This is a genomic window from Jannaschia seohaensis, from assembly GCF_900116765.1.
Lineage (GTDB): Bacteria > Pseudomonadota > Alphaproteobacteria > Rhodobacterales > Rhodobacteraceae > Jannaschia > Jannaschia seohaensis.
This window is the reverse complement of record NZ_UETC01000010.1, coordinates 21220-40766: the sequence shown is the minus strand read 5'-3', so window position 1 is coordinate 40766 and position 19547 is coordinate 21220. Positions and strand designations below refer to the sequence as shown.

Annotated in this window: 12 protein-coding genes and 2 pseudogenes; 11 read left to right on the top strand and 3 right to left on the bottom strand. The window is 68.2% G+C overall.

Translation table 11 applies throughout. The features are described 5' to 3' along the window. Window positions 1-167: 167 nt before the first annotated feature. From DTQ71_RS17045 to gghA, 3 genes are all read left to right on the top strand, one after another. Window positions 168-1493, top strand: a complete 1326-nt coding sequence (locus DTQ71_RS17045; RefSeq protein WP_109565509.1) for an MFS transporter — start codon at window positions 168-170, stop codon at window positions 1491-1493. 552 nt (window positions 1494-2045) lie between these two features. Continuing rightward, window positions 2046-4235, top strand: coding sequence for a 1,4-alpha-glucan branching protein GlgB (gene glgB, locus DTQ71_RS17040; RefSeq protein ID WP_109565508.1), 2190 nt, complete (start codon window positions 2046-2048; stop codon window positions 4233-4235). A gap of 64 nt (window positions 4236-4299) precedes the next feature. Beyond that, complete coding sequence (gene gghA / locus DTQ71_RS17035; RefSeq protein ID WP_109565507.1) at window positions 4300-6669, top strand: glucosylglycerol hydrolase; 2370 nt, start codon at window positions 4300-4302, stop codon at window positions 6667-6669. Between the two features lie 4 nt (window positions 6670-6673). Here gghA and DTQ71_RS17030 read toward each other — a convergent pair whose 3' ends face one another. Then, complete coding sequence (locus tag DTQ71_RS17030; protein WP_109565506.1) at window positions 6674-7699, bottom strand: LacI family DNA-binding transcriptional regulator; 1026 nt, start codon at window positions 7697-7699, stop codon at window positions 6674-6676. Window positions 7700-7800: 101 nt separating this feature from the next. Here DTQ71_RS17030 and DTQ71_RS17025 point away from each other — a divergent pair. From DTQ71_RS17025 to DTQ71_RS16990, 8 genes and pseudogenes are all read left to right on the top strand, one after another. Then, window positions 7801-9329 (top strand): annotated as a pseudogene (locus DTQ71_RS17025) (tripartite tricarboxylate transporter permease). Continuing rightward, a pseudogene (locus tag DTQ71_RS17020) lies at window positions 9326-9790 on the top strand (tripartite tricarboxylate transporter TctB family protein). The pseudogenes DTQ71_RS17025 and DTQ71_RS17020 overlap by 4 nt, the downstream one beginning before the upstream one ends. Window positions 9791-9832: 42 nt before the next feature. Continuing rightward, window positions 9833-10798 carry a tripartite tricarboxylate transporter substrate binding protein gene (locus tag DTQ71_RS17015; protein WP_109565505.1) on the top strand — a complete coding sequence of 322 codons (966 nt, stop codon included), beginning with the start codon at window positions 9833-9835 and terminating at the stop codon, window positions 10796-10798. Between the two features lie 88 nt (window positions 10799-10886). Further along, window positions 10887-12290, top strand: coding sequence for an acylating sulfoacetaldehyde dehydrogenase (sauS, locus tag DTQ71_RS17010; RefSeq protein WP_109565504.1), 1404 nt, complete (start codon window positions 10887-10889; stop codon window positions 12288-12290). Next, entirely contained in the window at window positions 12287-13786 is a 1500-nt protein-coding gene (locus DTQ71_RS17005; RefSeq protein WP_109565503.1) for an AMP-binding protein, read from the top strand. Before sauS ends, DTQ71_RS17005 begins: the two co-directional genes overlap by 4 nt. A gap of 256 nt (window positions 13787-14042) precedes the next feature. Then, window positions 14043-14774, top strand: a complete 732-nt coding sequence (locus tag DTQ71_RS17000; RefSeq protein ID WP_109565502.1) for an SGNH/GDSL hydrolase family protein — start codon at window positions 14043-14045, stop codon at window positions 14772-14774. Then, window positions 14771-16603: a carbamoyltransferase family protein gene (locus DTQ71_RS16995; RefSeq protein ID WP_109565501.1), complete on the top strand. Its 1833-nt coding sequence runs from the start codon at window positions 14771-14773 to the stop codon at window positions 16601-16603. The genes DTQ71_RS17000 and DTQ71_RS16995 overlap by 4 nt, the downstream gene beginning before the upstream one ends. After that, entirely contained in the window at window positions 16590-16895 is a 306-nt protein-coding gene (locus DTQ71_RS16990; RefSeq protein WP_109565500.1) for a hypothetical protein, read from the top strand. Before DTQ71_RS16995 ends, DTQ71_RS16990 begins: the two co-directional genes overlap by 14 nt. A 4-nt stretch (window positions 16896-16899) precedes the next feature. Here the strand turns inward: DTQ71_RS16990 and DTQ71_RS16985 are convergent, their stop codons facing one another. Both DTQ71_RS16985 and DTQ71_RS16980 read right to left on the bottom strand, forming a co-directional pair. Beyond that, window positions 16900-18099 (bottom strand): type II secretion system F family protein, encoded by a 1200-nt coding sequence (locus DTQ71_RS16985; protein WP_170125474.1) that lies wholly within the window; start codon window positions 18097-18099, stop codon window positions 16900-16902. After that, window positions 18096-19544, bottom strand: coding sequence for a GspE/PulE family protein (locus DTQ71_RS16980; RefSeq protein WP_109565499.1), 1449 nt, complete (start codon window positions 19542-19544; stop codon window positions 18096-18098). The genes DTQ71_RS16985 and DTQ71_RS16980 overlap by 4 nt, the downstream gene beginning before the upstream one ends. Window positions 19545-19547: the final 3 nt, after the last annotated feature.

Below are 19547 nucleotides of genomic sequence, written 5' to 3'. Positions count from 1 at the left end.
TGCGTCGCCCGCCCCTGCCCTATTTGGCGCCAAATCGCCGGATTGCGCCGGTCGATTGGTCATCCGCCCGCCGTTGTGACATTCCTGCCCGAGATCGACATGGACCCGGCACGCGGGCGCGATACCCTCTCGCGAGCACAGGCTGTCCGAGACCTGAGGGGGCACAGATGAACGCATTCGCTGGAATTGGAGCCCTTCTCATCGGGATCGTTCTGATCATGCTGGGCAACGGCATGCAGTTCACCCTGATGGGCCTCCGTGGCGATATCGAGGGGTTCTCGGCACCCGAACTCGGCATCATCACCTCGGGTTACTTCGCGGGGTTTCTGTCCGGCGCCCGCCTGACGCCGCTCCTGATCCGGCGGGTCGGGCATGTTCGGGTCTTTGGCGCATTGGGCGGGTTGATGTCCGCCGCCTTGATCGCCTTTCCGCTGCTGTCCGATCCCTGGTCCTGGACGGCTCTGCGGATCCTCATCGGCCTGTGCATGTCCGGCATCTATGTCACGGCCGAAAGCTGGCTGAACGCCCAGTCGACCAACGAGTCTCGGGGCACAGTGCTGGCGGCCTACATGATCTGCCAGACGATCGGCATCATCGGCGGCCAGTGGTTGCTGACGCTGGGCGATGCGACGACATCGGTCCTGTTCATCGGCGCATCGATCCTGGTTTCGATCTCTTTCGCGCCGATCCTGCTCTCCGCGACGCCCGTGCCGGCCACGAGCGTGTCCCCTCCGATGTCCCTGAAAGCCCTTTTCGAGAGCTCACCGCTCGGGACGGTCGGAATCTTCCTGCTTGGCAGCATCTACGCGACCCAATCCGGCATGGGTGCCGTGTTCGGAGCCCAGACCGGCATGACGACGGACGCGATCGCGCTTTTCGTGGCGGCCTTGTTCGCGGGCGCGCTTCTCTTCCAGTTCCCGATCGGCTGGCTTTCGGACCGCATCGACCGCCGCAAGGTGATTTGCGGCACGGCCCTCGTGGGCGCGGTCTTCTGCGGCTTTGGTTATTTCGCGCGCGACAGCGAGACGTTCCTTCTCGGCGCGGCCCTCATCGCGGGCGGCATGACGACGCCGCTCTACGCGTTGTTCCTGGCCTACACGAACGACTTTCTATCCTCGGACGACATGCCCGGCGCGTCGGGCGGGCTGGTCTTCGTGTTCGGCTGCGGCGCGATCGTCGGGCCGCTCATCACCGGTTGGACGATGGAAGCGACCGGGCCCTTCGCCTTCTGGTCGGTGCTCGGCGCGACCTTCGCCACGATCGCGGTCTATGCGCTCTACCGCATGACGCAGCGCGCGATGATCCCGGCCGAAGCGACGGACAGCTACATCGCCGTCGTTCCCGGCGCGACCACGGTGGCGGTGGAAGCTGCCTCCGTCTGGGCAGCTGAAAACGCAGAAGCCGAGGCGGAAGCGGCGGCGGAGGCAGAAGCACAGGCGGAAGCGGAGGAAATCGAGAACGCCGCCGCCTCGGAGGACCCGACACCTCGGTAGCGCGGCCGGCCGGCATCGGCGGATTGCGGCGCGCCCCGACCGTTACCGTGTGTAGGAGATTATGGCCGAGCAGCCCGACTATGCGGATGTTGTCGACACTCTCTCCCAGGTTGAGGTCGTGTCCGGGGGGACTCGGGAGGATGCGCAGCTGCTCTGGGCCGAATGGAGAAAGCTGGATCGAGCCCCGCGACCCGCATGAACCTGGCCGCGCGCACGGCGTCCGCGTTCATACCCAGACAGCGGACTGCCCCTATCCCCCCGCGTTACCGGGGCGCAGGCGGCCCGCGCGTCATCCGCGCGGCGGCGCGGATGGAGCGGACGGCAAAGCCCGCGCGATCCAAGCCCGCCGCGGCACGGCTGGCCACAGCCTGAGCAGAGCGGGATCGATTCGACGCGAGGAGGGCGCCGTGGGGACTGGGCGGCGAGGCCGCATCCTGTCGATTGTTGCGGCACATGGCGCTTTCGGAGGCGATCTCAGGCAGGGTCCGACCAGTCCGAGCGCGGAACTTGGCGCCCGGTTGAAGTCCTTCTGAGGAACCTTAGGCTTGGAGTATGACGACAGACCCCGACCCTCAGACCGCCTCCGGCCGGAGCGCGTCACTTGATCGCGTCCTAGCCGGAACCCACGACGCGCCCTTTTCCATTCTCGGGCCACATCCGCTGGATGGCGCGGGCCATGTGACGGCCTTCGTTCCCGGCGCCGCGCGCCTGACCGTCACGGCAGCGGACGCGCGGGCCGAACTGATCCCGGACGCGGAGCGCCCGGGCATCTTTGCCGGTCCGTTCGAGCAGACCGGCCCCTACCGTCTCGAAGCGCATGGCGCGGACGGTGCGCGCTGGACGGTGGACGATCCCTACCGCTTCGGTCCCAGCCTCGACGAGGCGGTGCTGGCACAGTTCGAGACCGGCGCGCCGGAGCGCCTTTGGCAGTGTCTTGGCGCCCATCCGATCACCCATGAGGGCGTCGACGGAACCCGCTTCGCCGTCTGGGCGCCGCATGCACGCCGCGTCTCGGTAGTGGGGCCGTTCAACTTCTGGGACGGGCGGCGCCACGTCATGCGGCGGCGGACCGGCGGCGTCTGGGAGATTTTCCTGCCGGGCGTCGGCGCGGGCGAGACTTACAAATACGAGCTGATCGGCGCGGATGGCGCGCTCTTGCCGCCCAAGGCGGACCCGGTGGGCTTCGCCTCGGAGCGGCCGCCCGCGAATGCGTCCGTCATCGCTGAACCGAGCGGCCATGCCTGGGCCGACGATCACTGGATGGAGACGCGGGCCGGACGCAACGCCCGGACGACGCCGATCTCGATCTACGAGGTGCATCTGCCATCTTGGCGGCGGGGTGCGGACGGACGCCCGCTCAGCTGGGCCGAAGCGGCGGACCAGCTCGTGCCCTATGCGGTGGAGATGGGCTTTACCCATCTGGAACTGATGCCGATCGCCGAGCATCCGTTCGACGGCTCCTGGGGCTATCAGCCGGTGGGCCTCTTCGCGCCGACCGCGCGGCATGGGGAACCGGACGGGCTGCGGGCGCTGGTGGATGCGGCGCACCGGGCGGGGCTGGGTGTCATCCTGGACTGGGTGCCGGGACATTTCCCGACCGATCCGCACGGGCTGGGCCGGTTCGACGGCACGCCGCTCTATGAATATGACGACCCCCGCCAGGGCTTCCACCCGGAGTGGAACACGCTGATCTATGACTATGGCAGCCCGCAGGTGACCGGCTTTTTAACCTCCAACGCCCTCTATTGGCTGGAGGAATTCCATGTCGACGGGCTGCGTGTGGATGCCGTGGCCTCGATGCTCTACCGAGATTACGCCCGCCCCGCGGGCGAGTGGGTGCCCAATGCCGATGGCGGGCGGGAGAACTACGAGGCGATCGATTTCCTAAAGCGCGTCAACCGGGCCCTGCCCCCGGGCGCGCAGACCCTGGCAGAAGAAAGCACGGCCTTTCCGGGCGTGACGAAGGCGCAGGACCAGGGGGGCCTCGGCTTCGGCTACAAATGGAACATGGGCTGGATGCACGACACGTTGGAATACATGAAGACGGACCCGGCGCGCCGCCCCGAGCGCCACCATACGGTGACCTTCGGCCTGACCTACGCTTTCGACGAGACCTTCGTCCTGCCGATCAGTCATGACGAGGTGTCGCCCGGCAGAGGCTCGATGCTGGGCCGGATGCCCGGCGACGGCGCGGCGCGCTTCGCCAATCTGCGCGCCTATTACGCGTTCATGTGGGGCCATCCGGGCAAGAAGCTGTTGTTCATGGGCCAGGAATTCGCGCAGCCGGAGGAATGGAACCATGACGGCGCGCTCGACTGGGACGTGGCCGAAATGCCCGCTCATGACGGCGTGCGGCGCCTGATCCGCGACCTGAACGCGCTCTATCGCGAAACGCCCGCCCTGCACTATCGCGACGCCGATCCCGGCGGGTTTCAGTGGATCGAGGCGGACGCGACCGGACCATCGGTCTATTCCTGGCTCCGCCGGGGCGGGCCGGACGACGCAGAGGTCGCGGTCCTGTGCAATTTCGGCGCCTCGGCGCAGCCCAATTGGCGCACCGGCCTTCCCCAGGCCGGGCGCTGGCGCGAGGCGCTCAACACCGATGCCGACATCTATGGCGGCAGCGGCCTGGGCAATCTTGGGGCGGTCCATGCAGAGCCGCACCCGCATCAGGGCCAACCCGCCAGCACGGAGGTCATGCTGCCTCCGTTCTCGGCGATCTTTCTAATTCGCGAACCCTGACTTGAACCAATCCGTGGGGCGCGCGTCCGCGCCCCACCTTCCTGCGGATACAAGAGGACCATCCATGCCGCTGAAAGACACCGTCACCTTCGTCGAAGAGACCGCCCGCGCAGAGGCCCTGGCCGCACGCGACGCGCTCATCACAGCCGAGACCAGTTTCGACGGTGAGCGGGCGATTGCCCCCAGGCTCGGCGCGCGGCACGAGGGAGACGTGGCCGTCTTCGGCTTCTGGACGCCGGAGATCCTGGATGCGCGGGTGCCCTCCAGCGATGTCTTCCTGGAGATCCTGCGCCCGATCGAACCGCTGGACCTGACCCGCGCCCATCAGAACGTGCGCTTCGAGCGCGCCTGGATCCCGGTCATCCGGGAGGAGGCGCATTGCTTTACCGCCGTCAAGGGGCTGAAGGCGGGCACCCGGGACCAGATCGGCGACTTCTATGCGCTGGCCTGGCGTGACGCGGAGGACAAATGGCACCGCATCCTGGACCCGCTCGCCATGTCCCTGCCCTTCGGCGTGATGGCCCCGGCGGAGCTCTATGACGTGGGCGCGATGCAGGCGGCGCGGGGCGACACCGCCTATTTCGAGGCGCTGGCCGGGGGCGAGCCGCATAAGTTCGGCCCGCCGACCAACATCCTGCAAATCCACGTTCCCACCGCCACCGCCGGCGGCACTCTGGCCAGCCTGACGCGTCATTATGCCCGCCTCGCCGAGCGCGTGGCCCGCGACCTGCCCTTGGAACCCTCGGACAAGCTCTTCCTGGGCTATGACGCGGTGCAATTGCTGCCCGTCGAACCCACCACCGTCTACGAGGCCGGACCCGATTTCTGGCAGGAGGGCGACGGCGACTCGGAGGAGGTAAGTGTCGAGCTGCTGCGGCCCGACACGACCAATTGGGGCTATGACATCGTCATCTCGGGCATGGCGACGGTGAACCCGGTCCTGCTCGAATCCGGCCGCCCGGACGAGCTGATCGACCTGATCTCGGTGCTCCACAACTTCCCGTCCAAGCCCAAAAAGCTGATCCTGGACGTGGTTTTCGGCCATTCCGACAACCAGGGCCTGCGCGCGCTGAGCGGGCATTACTTCGCCGGGCCCAACATGTACGGCCAGAACCTCGACTATCAGAACCCGGCCGTTCGGGCGATCCTGCTGGAGATACAGCGGCGAAAGGTCGATTTCGGCGCCGACGCCGTGCGGGTCGATGGCGCGCAGGACTTCAAATGGTGGGACGCCAGCGCCCAGGTGCTGCGCCATGACGACGACTACCTGCAATCCATGTCCGATATCGTGCAGGAGGTGGCGGGCACCCGCTACCGCCCTTGGTTCATCTTCGAGGACGGCCGCCCCTGGCCCGAGCCCGATTGGGAGCTCAGCTCGACCTATCGCTCCGTGATCGAGCAGCAGCGCGACGACGACGTGTTTCAATGGGGGCCGCTGACCTTCGCCCATAACACGCCGTTCCTTTACACGTTCTGGCTGTCCAAGTTCTGGCGCATCCAGGAGATGGTCTCGGTCGGCGCCAACTGGATCTCGGGGACCAGCAACCACGACACGCTGCGCCGAGGCACGCAGGTCGACACGCGTTTGAACGTGAACACCCGCCTTGGCCGCACCCGGATGGAGATCCTGGACAAGGCCTATGACAACCCGGCCGTCCACGTTCTGACCTATGTCGGCATGCCGGGCGTTCCGATGGACTTCCTCAACGCGATGGCGCGGGCCAGCTGGGGCTTCATCCGAAATCAGGACGACCGCTACGGCGTCAAGGTCGTCGCCGAAGAGGCGATCAGCCTCAAGTGGCAGGTGGACGAATACAGCTACTCGATCCCCGGCAATTTCCGCCGCCTCAAGGAGATGGGCTTCACCACCCGCGAAGAACTGGCCCGTTTCCTGGAATTCCTGCCCGCTCTGGTGGACGTCACCGAATACGACCTGGAAGAGATCGCGCGCCTGCTCAACGCCTCCGAGCCGCCGCTGGCCGGGCCGGAATACAGCGTTGCCGCATTGAAGGAATTCGCCCGGGCCTGGATGAACGACATGCACGAATACAGCAATGTTTCGAACTCCTTGGCGTCGCTCGACCACGATCAGGCGTCCTTCTGCCTGGATGTGCGCAACTTCCGGCGGGCGCGTCCTTGGCTGCGGGACAATTACGGGCCGAAGGACCGGTTCGACTACGTGCATCCGATCGCCGGGCGCACGGTCTTCACCTCCCTCCGCCATGGTCCGGACGGGGAGCAGGTGTTCTCCGTCTGCCACCTGGAGGGCAAACCGACCGACGACCTCGACCCGCTGACCCTCCCGGTGGAAGGCATCAAGGGGATGGGCTGGAGACTGGCGCTGCGCACGCCGTCCATCGGGTCGGACTATATGGGCGGGCCGATCGTGCTGAAGGATTCCATGGCCTTGGTCTACGTGCGGGACGCCGCCTGACGCGTCAGCCTGCGCGCGGCGGCGCGCAGGTGCCCCGCACCATCAACTCCGGCGGGATTCGCGCACCCGGCTCCGCCTCGCCCCCGGTGAGGCGGACCATCGCCGCCGCCGCCCGGGACCCAATGGTGCGGGCAGGGATGCGAACGGTCGTGAGCCCCGGCTCGAACTCGGCCGAGCCGTTGAAATCGCCGATCCCGGTCACCGTGATCGCGCCCGGCACGTCGATCCCCCGGTGGCGGAGCGCGTGCAGCGCGCCCACGGCCAGCACGTCATTTCCGCAGAGGATCGCGGTGGGCAGGCGTCCGGAGGCGACCAGCGCCTCGACGGCGGCCTTGGCCGCGCCGACCTCGTAGGGGGTCTCCAGCCGCCAGGCCTCCGGCACGTCCCGCCCCGCCGCCCGCAACGCGCTCAGCGCGCCATCCTGCCGGCGTGACGCTCGGTCATTGCCACCCATCGGGGGAAAGATCGTCGCGATCTCTTGGTGTCCGAGCGCCGCGACATGGCCGCCGATAAGCCGTCCCGCCTCGAAATTATCGCAGCCGACGCAGGCGAAGGGCGTGTCCGCCGCGTAGTTCCAAAGCAGGAGCGTCGGCGTGGCCTGTTCCACCAGCAGATCGTAGGTCTCGGCCATGTGCTCCGTCCCGATCAGGGCCATGCCGTCCACCCGATGTTCCAGCATCTTGCGGGCCAGCGCATATTCCCGGTCAAGGCTGTATCCATGGGAGGCGAGCAGGATCGTGAAGCCCAGCTCCTCGATCGCTTCCGAGAAGCTCTGGATGAGCTCGGCAAAGATCGCCTGGTCGACCGTCGGCACGATCAGACCGATCGTTCCGCTGCGGATTCCATGCATCGTCTGGGCCGCGCGGTTGCGGATATAGCCCAGTTTCCGGATCGCCTTTTCGATCCGGCGGCGGGTCTCGGGCTTGACCAGATCGGGGTGGTTGAAGCTGCGCGAAACCGTGGATGGGGACACGCGTGCGGCCTTTGCAACCGCGAAAATATCGGACTTTTTAGTCGTACTCTTAACCACTTAACCCCACTCCCCCGGTCACAAAATGAAAACATTTGCAAAACTGTTTTCATGACCTACCGTCAGAATCCGAACGCAACAAGTCTTTGGGAGGGGACGCGTTGGAGTTTCTTTTTCACTTTGGCGACGTCTTCACGCCGTTCAACTTCATGCTGCTTCTGCTCGGAACGGTGGGGGGCTGATTCTGGGCGCGACGCCCGGCCTCTCACCGACCATGGCGGTCGCCTTGCTCATTCCCTTCACCTTCCAGCTGGAGCCCGCATCGGGCCTGATCCTGTTGGGGGCGGCCTATACCTCGACCGTGGCGGGCGGCGCGGTCAGCGCGATCCTGCTCAAGATCCCGGGCGCTCCGGCGAACATCGCAACCACGCTCGACGGCCACACGATGGCGCGCAAGGGCCATGGGGCGAAGGCGCTGCAACTCAGCTTCGTGTCCTCGGCCATCGGCGGAGTCTTCGGGGTGCTGCTGCTGATCTTCCTCACGCCGGTCCTGGCGCAATGGGCGCTGGCCTTCGGCCCGTCGCACCTGTTCTGGCTGGCGATCCTGGGGGTGACGATCATCGGCTCGCTCGACGGAAGCTCGGTTGTGAAGGGGCTGCTCTCGGGCTGCATCGGGTTGTGGCTGGCCACCATCGGCTTCGACGACATCATGGGCGCGCAGCGCTTCATCTTCCATGACAGCCTCGCGGGCGGGATCAACGTGATCCCCGCACTGATCGGCCTCTTCGCCATCCCGCAGGTCATCAACATGTTCGCCAAGGGCCGCAAGCGGCTCGACGCCGAGGTCCTGGAGGTCGAGCGCCATCCCGTCGGAGACGCCATCCGCGAGGTGCTGCGGCGCGGCCGGGCCTTGACGATCCGAACGGCGACCGGCTCGATCATCGGCCTGATCCCCGGCGTGGGCGGGCAGATCGCGGGCCTGGTCGCCTATGACCAGTCGAGAAAGATGAGCCCCGAGCGCGAAAAGTTCGGCACCGGCCACAGCGAAGGCGTCATCGCCGCCGAGAGCGCGAACAACGCCACGGTCGGCCCCTCGCTGGTGCCGCTGCTGCCGCTGTCGATCCCCGGCTCGCCTACCGCGGCGGTCCTGCTGGGCGGTCTGCTGATCCATGGGATCTTCCCGGGGACCGACCTTTTCGACAACCACCCCGACGTCGCCTGGACCTTCATCAACTCGATGCTGATCGGGCAGATCCTGATGTGCGTCTTCGGCCTCTATATCGCGGGGCTCGCCGCTCGCGTGGCGCAGGTCCCGAATGCCGTGATGGCGGCGGTCGTCCTGGCGCTGGCGATCTTCGGCAGCTATTCGGTGCAGACCTCCATGGGCGATGTCTACATCATGGCCGCGCTCGGGACGGGGATGTATTTCCTGGAGCGCTTCGGCTTATCGGCGGCGCCGCTGGTGCTGGGCCTGATCCTGGGCCCCATCGCCGAGGCGAATTTCGTCCAAGGCTCCATGATCGCGAACGCGACCGTCGGCATCGGCCCCTACTTCTTCACCGGCGCGCTGAACCTGACGATGATCGCCGTCGTGGTGGCCTCGATCGCCTATTCGGTCTGGATGGAGCTGCGTTACCGCCGCTTCACCACCAAGGAGGACGCCATCGAGAAAGAGGAGGCGCTGACATGACCGACCTGCCCCGCTCACAGCACATCGTCGCCAGCGGCGCGGTCGCTCTGGTCGGCATCACGGTCGCCTGGATCAGCTGGACCCAGGAGTCGGCGGCGGCCTTCCTCTTCCCGCGCATCATCTCGACCGTCTTCGTCGTGCTCGCGCTCTGGACATTCGGGAAGGCGCTGATCGGAAAGACGAAGGTCGGCGCCGGGCTCAGCCGGAACGCGATCCTCGCCATCCTGCCGGGCCTCGCGGTGATGCTGGTCTACGTCTTCTGGGCGGCGGCGGCGCTCGGCGTCTACACGGCCTCGACCGTCGCCTTCTTTATCCTGCTGACGCTCTACGATCCGGCCCCGCATGGGGAGGTGCGGAGCTGGATCAAGCGCGTGGTCATCACCGCCTGATTCCTGGCGGTGATGGACGGACTCTTCGCCATGCTCCTCGGGGTCTTCACCCCGCGGGAGATCCTGTTCTGAACCGCAAGGGCGGCAGACCCAAACCCCAGGGAGGACCGAAAAATGAAGACTTTGATCGCAGCCGCGGCACTTGCCATCAGCGGCCTCGGCACCGCAGCGCTGGCCGACGGGCACGAGAATAACCCCGCGCGCCCGGTGATGATGGTGAGCTACGGGGCGGGCGGCGCTACCGACTTCCAGGCGCGCATCGTGACTATGACTGCGGGCAACGAGGACGCGCTCGGCATGCCCATCGCCATCGTCAACCGCCCCGGCGCGGGCGGGCGCGTGGGCTGGAACTGGCTGGCGACCCAGGCCGACGCGGACGGCTACACACTGGGCGCCTATAACGTCTCGCATTTCGTCGCGCAGTCCATCGAAGGCGGCGTGCAATACAGCGTCGATAGCTTCGAGCCCATAGCCAACTGGGGCGCCGACCCGGCGGTCTTCGTCGTCGGCGCCGATAGCGAGTTCGACTCGATGCAGGAGGTCGTCGACTGGGCCAAGGAGAACCCAGGCGGCTTCACCTTCTCGGGCGCGGGCCTCTTTGTGGGCCACCACATCGCGGCGCTGCAATTGGAGAAGGCCGCCGACGTGCAGCTGGCCTACATCCCCAACAATGCGGGCGGCGCGGGCGCGATGCGCGCGGTGATCGCGGGCGAAGTGATGGGCGGTTTGAACAACCTCTCGGACGCCTTCCGCCCGCAGGAGGCCGGGAACGTCAAGAGCCTCGGCGTGTTCGACCTAGAGCGGAATTCCTTCCCGCCCGATGTGCCGACGATGATGGAACAGGGCTTCGACATCGACAACGCGAGCGTGAACTATCGCGGCATCATGGTACCCAAGGGCACCCCGCAGCCAATCATCGACAAGCTGGCCGAGATCGTGCCGACCATGTTCGAGAACGGCAGCGTGGCCAGCCGCATGGAGGCGGGCGGCAGTCCGATGCACGTCATGACCCGCCACGAGGTGATCGAGATGTGGGCCGCGCGGCAGGAGACGCTGACGGAGCTTCTGGCCGGTCTGTGAGACGGGTCGGCCCCGTTGGGGCCGACCCGGCGGGGGCTCTGCCCCCGCACCCCCGGGATATTTCGACAGGGAAGAAGAGGGTGGACCAATGGACAGGACCGATCCGGTCGGGGAAGTCGACGCCATCGTGGCGCGGGCGCGCGCGGCGCAGCGCCGCTACGAGACAGAGGGCAGCCAGACGCGCTATGACCGCGCCGCGCAGGCCGCCGCTTGGGCGATCATGGAGCCCGGCCGCAACCGCGACCTCGCCGAGCTGGCCGTCCGGACGACGGGATTGGGCAACGTCCCGGACAAGATCACCAAGAACCACCGCAAGACGCTGGGCCTGATGCGCGATATCGCAGGCGTCACGACCCATGGCGTGATCCGTGACGACCCGGCCACCGGCATCACCGAGATCGCGCGGCCCAAGGGGGTGATCGCCGCCATCGTGCCCTCCACCAACCCGGCGGCGACACCGGCCAACAACATCATCAACGCGCTCAAATGCGGCAACGCCATCGTGGTGGCGCCCTCGCCCAAGGGCGTGGCCTGCTGTGAACGGCTGCTGGAGTTCATCCATGTCGAGTTCGCAAAGATCGGCGAGGATCCGGATCTGGTGAGCATGGTCCCCGCGCCCGGCTCCAAGGCCAAGACCCAGCGGCTGATGGAGAGTTGCGACATGATCGTCGCCACCGGCAGCCAGAACAATGTCCACCGCGCGCAGACGGCGGGCACGCCCGCCGTGGCGGTGGGCGCGGGCAACGTCACGGTGATCGTCGACGAGACGGCGGATCTGGACGCCGCCGCCGAAAAGATCCGAGCCTCCAAGACCTTCGACAACGCGACCTCCTGTTCGTCGGAGAACGCGGTGGTCGTGGTGGATGCCGTCCGGGACGCGTTCCTGGCGGCAATGGCGCGGGCGGGCGGCGCCGTGGTCGAGGACGAGGCGGCGGTCGTCGCGGCGCTCTGGCCCGACGGGCATCTGAGCCGCCAGGTCATCGCGCAGGATGCCGACGCGACGATCGCGGCCCTGGGGCTTACCGGCAAGGTGCCGCCCGGGACCGAATATATCGCGGTGCCAACCTCGGGGATCGGGCCGGATCACCCGCTCTCTGGCGAAAAGCTGAGCCGCGTCCTGGCTCTCTATGCCGCAGCGGACTTCGAGGAGGCCATGCGGATCACCGACGAGATCCAACGCTACCAGGGGGCGGGACATTCGGTAGGTCTGCACAGCACGGATCCGGATCGCCCCATGGCGCTGGCGCGGGCGATCCCGACCAGCCGGGTGATCGTGAACCAAGCCCATACCTTCGCCACGGGCGGGTCTTTCACCAACGGGATGCCGTTCTCGCTCTCCATGGGCTGCGGGACCTGGGGCGGCAACGCCGTGGACGAGAACGTGCATTGGAAGCACTTCCTGCAGTCGACGACAATCGTCCGGGAGATCCCGGCGCGAGAGCCGACCTTGGAGGACATCTTCGCCGACTACTGGAAGGATGCCGGCAAATGAAGCTTTCGCCCGACCGACCGCCCGAGGGGACGGTGCGCGATTGGCTGGAGCATCGCGCGGCCGATGGAGGCATCGCGGTGGTCTTTCCCGAGACCCAGGACAGGCTTGCATGGACGGAGTTGCGGGACGCCGCGCGGGCCTTCGCGCGCGACCTGACGGCACGGGGCGCGGCGAAGGGGGAAAGCATCGCCATCGTGTCACCCAACGGCCGGGAGGTCCTGATCGCGCTCTATGGCGCGCTTGTGGGCGGATTTCGCTCGACGATGATCAATCTCGCCGCGGGCCGGGACGCCATCGCCTATGCGCTCTCCCATTCGGAGGCCCGCTTCGCCTTCGTCCATGACGATGCGCGCGCCCTGTTCGACGCCGCGAACGAGAGCGGGGTCTCGGCCCTGGCGCTCGGCGCGGAGGCGCAGGCCGACCTCTATGACGTCTCGCCCGAGGACGACGCGCTGCTGATGTATACGTCCGGCACGACGGGTCGGCCAAAGGGCGTGGTCCACGCCCATTCCAGCCTGCTGGCTGGCGGATGGACGACGGCCATCGCCCATGCGCTCAGGCCCGAGGACCGGGGCTTCTGCATCCTGCCGATCTACCACATCAACGGCCTGTGCGTGACGGTGATGGGGGCGCTCGTTTCAGGCGGATCGCTGACGATGACCTCGCGCTTCTCCGCCTCTCGCTTCTGGGAGCAGGCGGGGGAAAACGGCGCGACCTGGTTCTCGGCGGTGCCGACGATCATCTCGCATCTGCTGCACGGCAAGGGGGAGCCGGACGCCGCCTGTCGCGCGCGGCTCCGCTTCGGGCGCTCTGCGTCCTCGGCCTTGGCGGTGGAGACGCAGCAAGCCTTCGAGGCGCGGTTCGATGTCCCCCTGGTCGAGACCATGGGTCTGACGGAGACGGCCGCGCAGATCCTGTCGAACCCCCTGCCCCCGGGCCCCCGAAAGATCGGCTCGCCCGGCATCGCCTATGGCTGCGAGGTGGAGATACAGGACACGAAGGGCGCATCTCTGCCACCGGAGGTCGAGGGTGAGATCGTCGTGCGCGGACCCAACGTGATGCGCGGCTACCTCAAGAACCCGGAGGCGACGGAGGCCACGTTCCGCGACGGCTGGCTGCGGACCGGAGACCTGGCGCGGATGGACGCGGAGGGATATGTCTTCGTGACCGGACGCCTCAAGGAACTCATCATCAAGGGCGGCGAGAACATCGCCCCGCGCGAGGTGGACGAGGCGCTCTATGCCCATCCCGATGTGGTGGAGGCGGCGGCTTTCCCACGGAAATGCGCGCGCTATGGCGAAGCAGTCGAGGCGGCCGTGCGCGTGCGCGATGGATCATCCCTGGACGACACGACGCTGATCGAGCTCTGCCGGAGCAAGTTGGGAGACTTCAAGACGCCGGACGCGATCCATTTCCTGCCGGAACTTCCCAAAGGACCATCGGGCAAGATCCAGCGATTGAAGATCGCGGATCTGGTGCCGGAAGCGCCGTCCTGACGCCGCCCGGGCGGGCTGAGATGGCCATTCCTCCGCTCACTGCCCTTGCGCTCCCCCCTGCGGCGGACCTACTCCCGCAAGGAAGTGCCGCGTAACTACGCTTCGAGCTGGGATGCCTCAGACTGCGACCACCCCCGGAGAGCCCGTCCAAGCAAGACGGGTCGTCACTCGTCCGCGGCTGCTGTTCCGGCCGGATCCCGTGCTTGGCTGGGCGCTGAGCCCGGGCCATGCCGTTCGGCCCAAGATACGAAGCGGCGTGCTGCAGACGATCGACGCAGAGGGCTGGCGGCGCGTGCCGAACCGGCCATCGACAGGCCCGCGGATCGGGGTCTACGGGTGTTCGTTCGTCTACGGCACGGGGCTGACCGACGAAGAGACGGTCTGTGGCCGTCTTCAGGCGGCCCGGCCCGGGCTGCGCATCCTGAACCGGGGAATCGGCGGCCAGGGAACCGTTCAGAACCTGCTCCAGATGCGCCGGGACATCGCCGCCGGGGCCGTGGACGGGGTGATCTTCTGCTCGATCGCCGATCACAGATTTCGGATCGTGCCCCATCCTTCCCGGATGCGCGCCTTTCAGAACGGCGAGTGGTATCGGCTCGGTGTGGAACACGTGCCGGTCGCGCGTCATGCGCCCGATGGCCGGCTGCGGATCGTCTATGTGCCGATCTGGCAACCGGCGCTTGGCGTGGCCGATGTTTCGGTCTTCCTGCCGGACGATTTCCTGCTGATCCGCACCTATACGGATGTGATCGCCCAGGCCCGGGCGGACGCGACGGCGGCCGGTCTGTCTTTCGCCGCCGCCCTGCTGGACCGGGTGCAGCCAGAAGTCTCGGAGGCGATGCTGGCCGCCACACCGGACCTGCTGGACGCGACTGTGCCCTATGACGAGACCCATCACCTCTTACCGAGAGATGCCCACCCGGCGCCACTCGGCGCCGAGAAGATCGCGGACCGGCTGCTCTCGCTGGTCGATCGGGTGACGCCATGAGCGCGCCGCTCGTCCTGGGGATCTCGTCCCATTTCCACGACTCCGCCGCCGCGCTGGTGGACGGCGACCGCATCCTCGCCGCCGCGCAGGAGGAGCGCTTCAGCCGCGTCAAGGCCGACTGGCGTTTCCCGGAGGCGGCCATCGCCTACTGCCTCTCCTGCCTGCCCGAAGGGCGCAAACCGGACCGCGTCGCCTATTTCGAGAACCCGGTCCGCAAGGTGCGGCGCATGGTCGAGACCGCCGCGATCACCGCGCCACGCGGGGCGCGGCTCTGGCCGCGTCTTGTGGAAAGGCTGGGCACCCTGAGCGACGACTTGCCCCGGCAACTGACCGACGCGGCGGGTGCGGCCCCGGTGTCTTTCGTGCCGCACCACCGCTCCCACGCGGCCTCTGCCTTCTACCCGTCCCCGTTCGAGAGCGCGGCCGTGCTGGTGATGGACGGCGTGGGCGAAGTGGCGACGACGACGATCTGGAACGGCACGCCAACCGGGCTGGAACCCGTTGCCGAGATCCGCTTCCCCCATTCGCTGGGCCTCTTCTACAGCGCCTTCACGCAATATTGCGGCTTCAAGGTGAATTCCGGCGAATACAAGCTGATGGGCCTTGCCCCCTTCGGCGCGCCCAGCTTCACTGCGACGATCCGCAACCGCCTGATCGACCTGCATGAGGATGGCGGATTCAGCCTGAACCTCGATTTCTTCGACCATCATCGCGGGCCCTCGGTCACGTCTCCGCTCTTCGAGATGCTGTTCAGGCAGCCCGCCCGGCGGCCGCAGGACCCGATCACGCCATTTTACATGAATATCGCCGCCTCGGCGCAGCGCGTGCTGGAACGCGCCGTGCTGTCGCTCGCCGCCGCCGCCTTGGCGCGGACGGGGCAGAAGGATCTTTGCCTCGCGGGCGGCGTGGCGCTCAACTGCGTCGCCAATGGGCGGCTTCGGCGGGAATTGGACGGGCTCCGCGGGCTTTGGGTCCAGCCCGCGGCGGGGGATGCGGGCGGCGCGCTGGGCGCGGCGCTGGAGGTCGCGCGCGCGGAGGCCGGTCCGCGCCCGGCGCCGGTGGGCGACGGCATGTCCCGCGCCCTGCTCGGCCCGCGCCTGACCGAGGATGACTGCCGCGCGGCTCTGGACGCGGCCGGCCTGACCTATGATCATGTCCCCGATCCCGCCGCCTATGCCGAGCGCGTCGCCCAATCGCTGGCCGCCGGCGAGATCGTTGGCCATGCCGACGGACCGATGGAGTTCGGGCCGCGCGCGCTGGGGAACCGCTCCGTCCTGGCCGATCCACGCGGCGAGAGCGTGCTGTCCCATGTCAATCGGCGCATCAAGTTCCGCGAAGGCTGGCGCCCCTTCGCCCCGCTCGTCCTGGCCGATGCCGCGCCCGAGCTTTTCGACGGACCGACCGAGAGCCCCTACATGCTGCATGTGGCGACGCTGAAGAAAGCGTATCGCCTCAAGGGCGACGTCACCGCCGCCCGGGCGTCGGGCAAGATCACCCCCGCCGCCATGGGGCAGGCCGTGCATAGCCAGTTCGACGCCGTGACCCATGTCGACCACGGCGCGCGCTTGCAGACGATCGAGCGCGGGGCGGAGCCGCGCGCCGCGGCGATCCTGACGGCGTTCCACGCGCTGACCGGCTGTCCGATGCTGCTGAACTCGTCGTTCAACGTCCGCGGCGAGCCGATCATCTGCTCCGCCGAGGATGCGGTGGACGGCTTTTTGCACATGGGTCTGGACCTGCTCGCGCTCGGCCCCTTCCTGGTGCGGCGCGACGCGCAACCGGACTGGATCGACGACAAGCTCGGAAAGGTGCGCTTTGCCGAAGATTGACCACCCGACCTTCCTGGACCGTGTCCATGCCATCCTTGCCCCCGCGCATGCGGAGGCCGGCCCGCTGCCCGAAGGCGGCCTCCAACCACCAAGCGACGACGGGGTCCAGGAGATGACCCACGCGCTCGGGCCCGAGGGGCGCCCGCTCCTGGCAGTGGCCGGGGACGCGGAGCCGGGGCTGGCCCGGACCTGTCGCGACCTCGACGCCGCGATCCGGGACGGCTCGCTCGACGTCGACATCACGCCCGAGGAAACCGTGCGCGGCAGCATCTTCGTCTATCCGGTCGTCTGACGCGCTAGCCGGCCACGACCGCCTGCAGGTCGAAGATCGGCAGCAGGACCGCCAGCACGATCACCAGGACGAAGACGCCGACCAGCATCATGAGGATGGGCTCCAGCAGCGCGGCGATCCGCTTGCGCTCGGTGCTGAGCCCGGTTTCCACCAGCACAGCGGCGCGCTCCGTCATGCGCGCGAGCCGGGCGGAGGCCTCGCCCGCGCCGATCAGCTGGCGGGCCACCGGGGGCACGAAGCTGATCCGGCGCAGCGCGTCCGAAAGGGTCTCGCCCTGGCGGATGGCCGTCGCGACCGCTTCCGCCTCGGTGCGAAATCGCGCGATGGTCAGAACCTGCGCCGCGTTCTCCACGGCGGAAAGCGCGGTGTGGCGGCTGCTCAGCACCAGGGCGAGCGTGCGCAGATATTGGACCGCCTCGGCCAGCCGCAGGAAGCGGCCGACAAGGGGAATGCGTAAGAACAGACGGTCGCGGACGGCGCGCGGGCCGGGCAACCAGGTGCTGCCGAGCCAGAGCGCCACCAGCGCCGCCGCGCCCACGCCGACCCACAGCAGATGGGCCTGCACCCAGTCGCTGACCGCCAGCACATATTGCGTAAGCACGGGCAAGGGACGGCCCGAGATTTCGAACATGGCGACGATCTCGGGTGCAACCGAGACCATCAGGATCGCGCAGACGAGCAGGCTGACGGCGGCGACGAAGGCGGGGTAGATCAGCGCGCTGGCGATCTGCGCCCGGTCGATGCGCTGGGTCTCCAGATGCTCGGCCAGTTCCTCGAACACGGCGGCGAGGTCGCCCGCCGTCTCGCCCGCCCGCACCGAGGCGAGGTAATAGGGCGCGAAGCCGCCGCCGGAGCCGGCCAGCGCCTCCGACAGGCTCGCGCCCTCCATCAGCGCGGCGCGGGCGCGGGCGGCGACGGCGTCGAGCGCGCCTTCGCCCTGCCGGACGGCCTCCAGCGCCGCCTCGGCCGGCAGTTCGGCGGCCAGCAGGACCGCCATCTGCCGCGTCATCACCGCCCTCAGATCGGGCGAGAGACGGGCGCGGCCAAGACGCCGGGGCGCGCGCGCGCCTCTTGCCTCCAACTCCGAGACGAACAGCCCTTCGCGGCGCAACTGATCCGACGCATGGCTCTCGGTCTCGGCCAGCACGGTGCCCCGGCGCCGCTTCCCGTCGGCGGTGAAGGCGGTGTAGCCGTAGACGTTCACGCCACGTCGCCGACGACGCGCAGCACCTCGGCGACGGTCGTGCGGCCGGCCGCCGCCTCGCCCAGCCCCTGCCCCGCCAGCGTCTCGCGCGCGTCGAGCGCCTGGGCCGTCAGTTCGGACTCGTTGGCGCCCCGTTCGATGGCGGCGCGCAGCGCATCCCCGACTTCGATCATCTCGAACACGCCCACGCGCCCCGAATAGCCGGAGCCGTTGCAGGCCTTGCACCCCACCGCGTCGAACACGGCGGGCGGCACCTCCAGCCGGTGCCGCCGGAACGCCGCCGCCTCATCATCGGAGGGCTGGCGGGGTCTGCGGCAGTCGAGGCAGAGGCGACGCAGCAGGCGCTGCGCGATCACGCCGCGCAGGGTGGCCGCGATCAGGAAGTCCTGAACCCCCAGATCCCGCAGACGCACCACGGCCCCCGCCGCGCCGTTGGCATGGAGCGAGGAGAACACCAGATGCCCGGTCAGCGCCGCCTGGGCCGCGACCCCCGCCGTCTCGCCGTCGCGGATCTCGCCCACCAAAATGACATCCGGATCCTGGCGCAGCGTGGCGCGCAGCCCGGCGGCGAAGGTCATGCCGATCTCGGCGTTGATCTGGCTCTGGCTGATCCCCGGCAGGTCGTATTCGATCGGATCCTCGACGGTAACGATGTTGCGCTCGTCCCGGTCGGCGAGTTGCAGCAGCGAATAGAGCGTCGTCGTCTTGCCCGCGCCGGTGGGTCCGGTCGCCAGGATGATGCCGTTGGGCATGGCCGACAGGCGTTCGAGCAGGGCGATCTGCGCGGGGCTCAGCCCCAGCTGGTCGAGCGGGCGCAGGCCCGAGGACCGGTCGAGGATCCGCAGCACGATCCGCTCGCCGTAATGGCCCGGCAACGAGGAGACGCGCGTGTCGATCGTGCGCCCGCCCAGCGTCAGCGGAATGCGCCCGTCCTGCGGCAAGCGCGTCTCGGCGATGTCGAGCCCGGCCATGACCTTGAGCCGCGAGACGATCCGCTTCACCGGCACGTCGGAGCGCAGCATGACCGGCTGCAGGAACCCGTCGATGCGCTGGCGCACCCGCAGCCCGCCCTCGACCGGCTCCACGTGCAGATCCGAAGCGCCGGCCTGCACGGCCCTGAGCAGCAGCATGTTGACGAGGCGGATCACCGGCGCCTCCTCGACATCCTCCAGCAGATCGCGCGGGCCGCTGGCGGCGGCGCCCTCCAGGTCGAAGACGGGGCCGTCATCCGTCTCGGTGTCGTCGCGAGACTGGTAGACCCGGGCGAGGGCCGCGTCGAAGCCTTCGTCGCTCTCGATACTCAGGCGGGCGTCGGGCCCGGCCCGGCGCTGGGCCTCGCGCAGGCCCGTCTGGGTAAAGCCCGGCCCCAGCAAGACCGCCCGCCCATCGAGCACGACCTGCTCGTCGCGGGCGAAGGCGAAGGGGAGACGCTCGGGCGCGGTCACGGC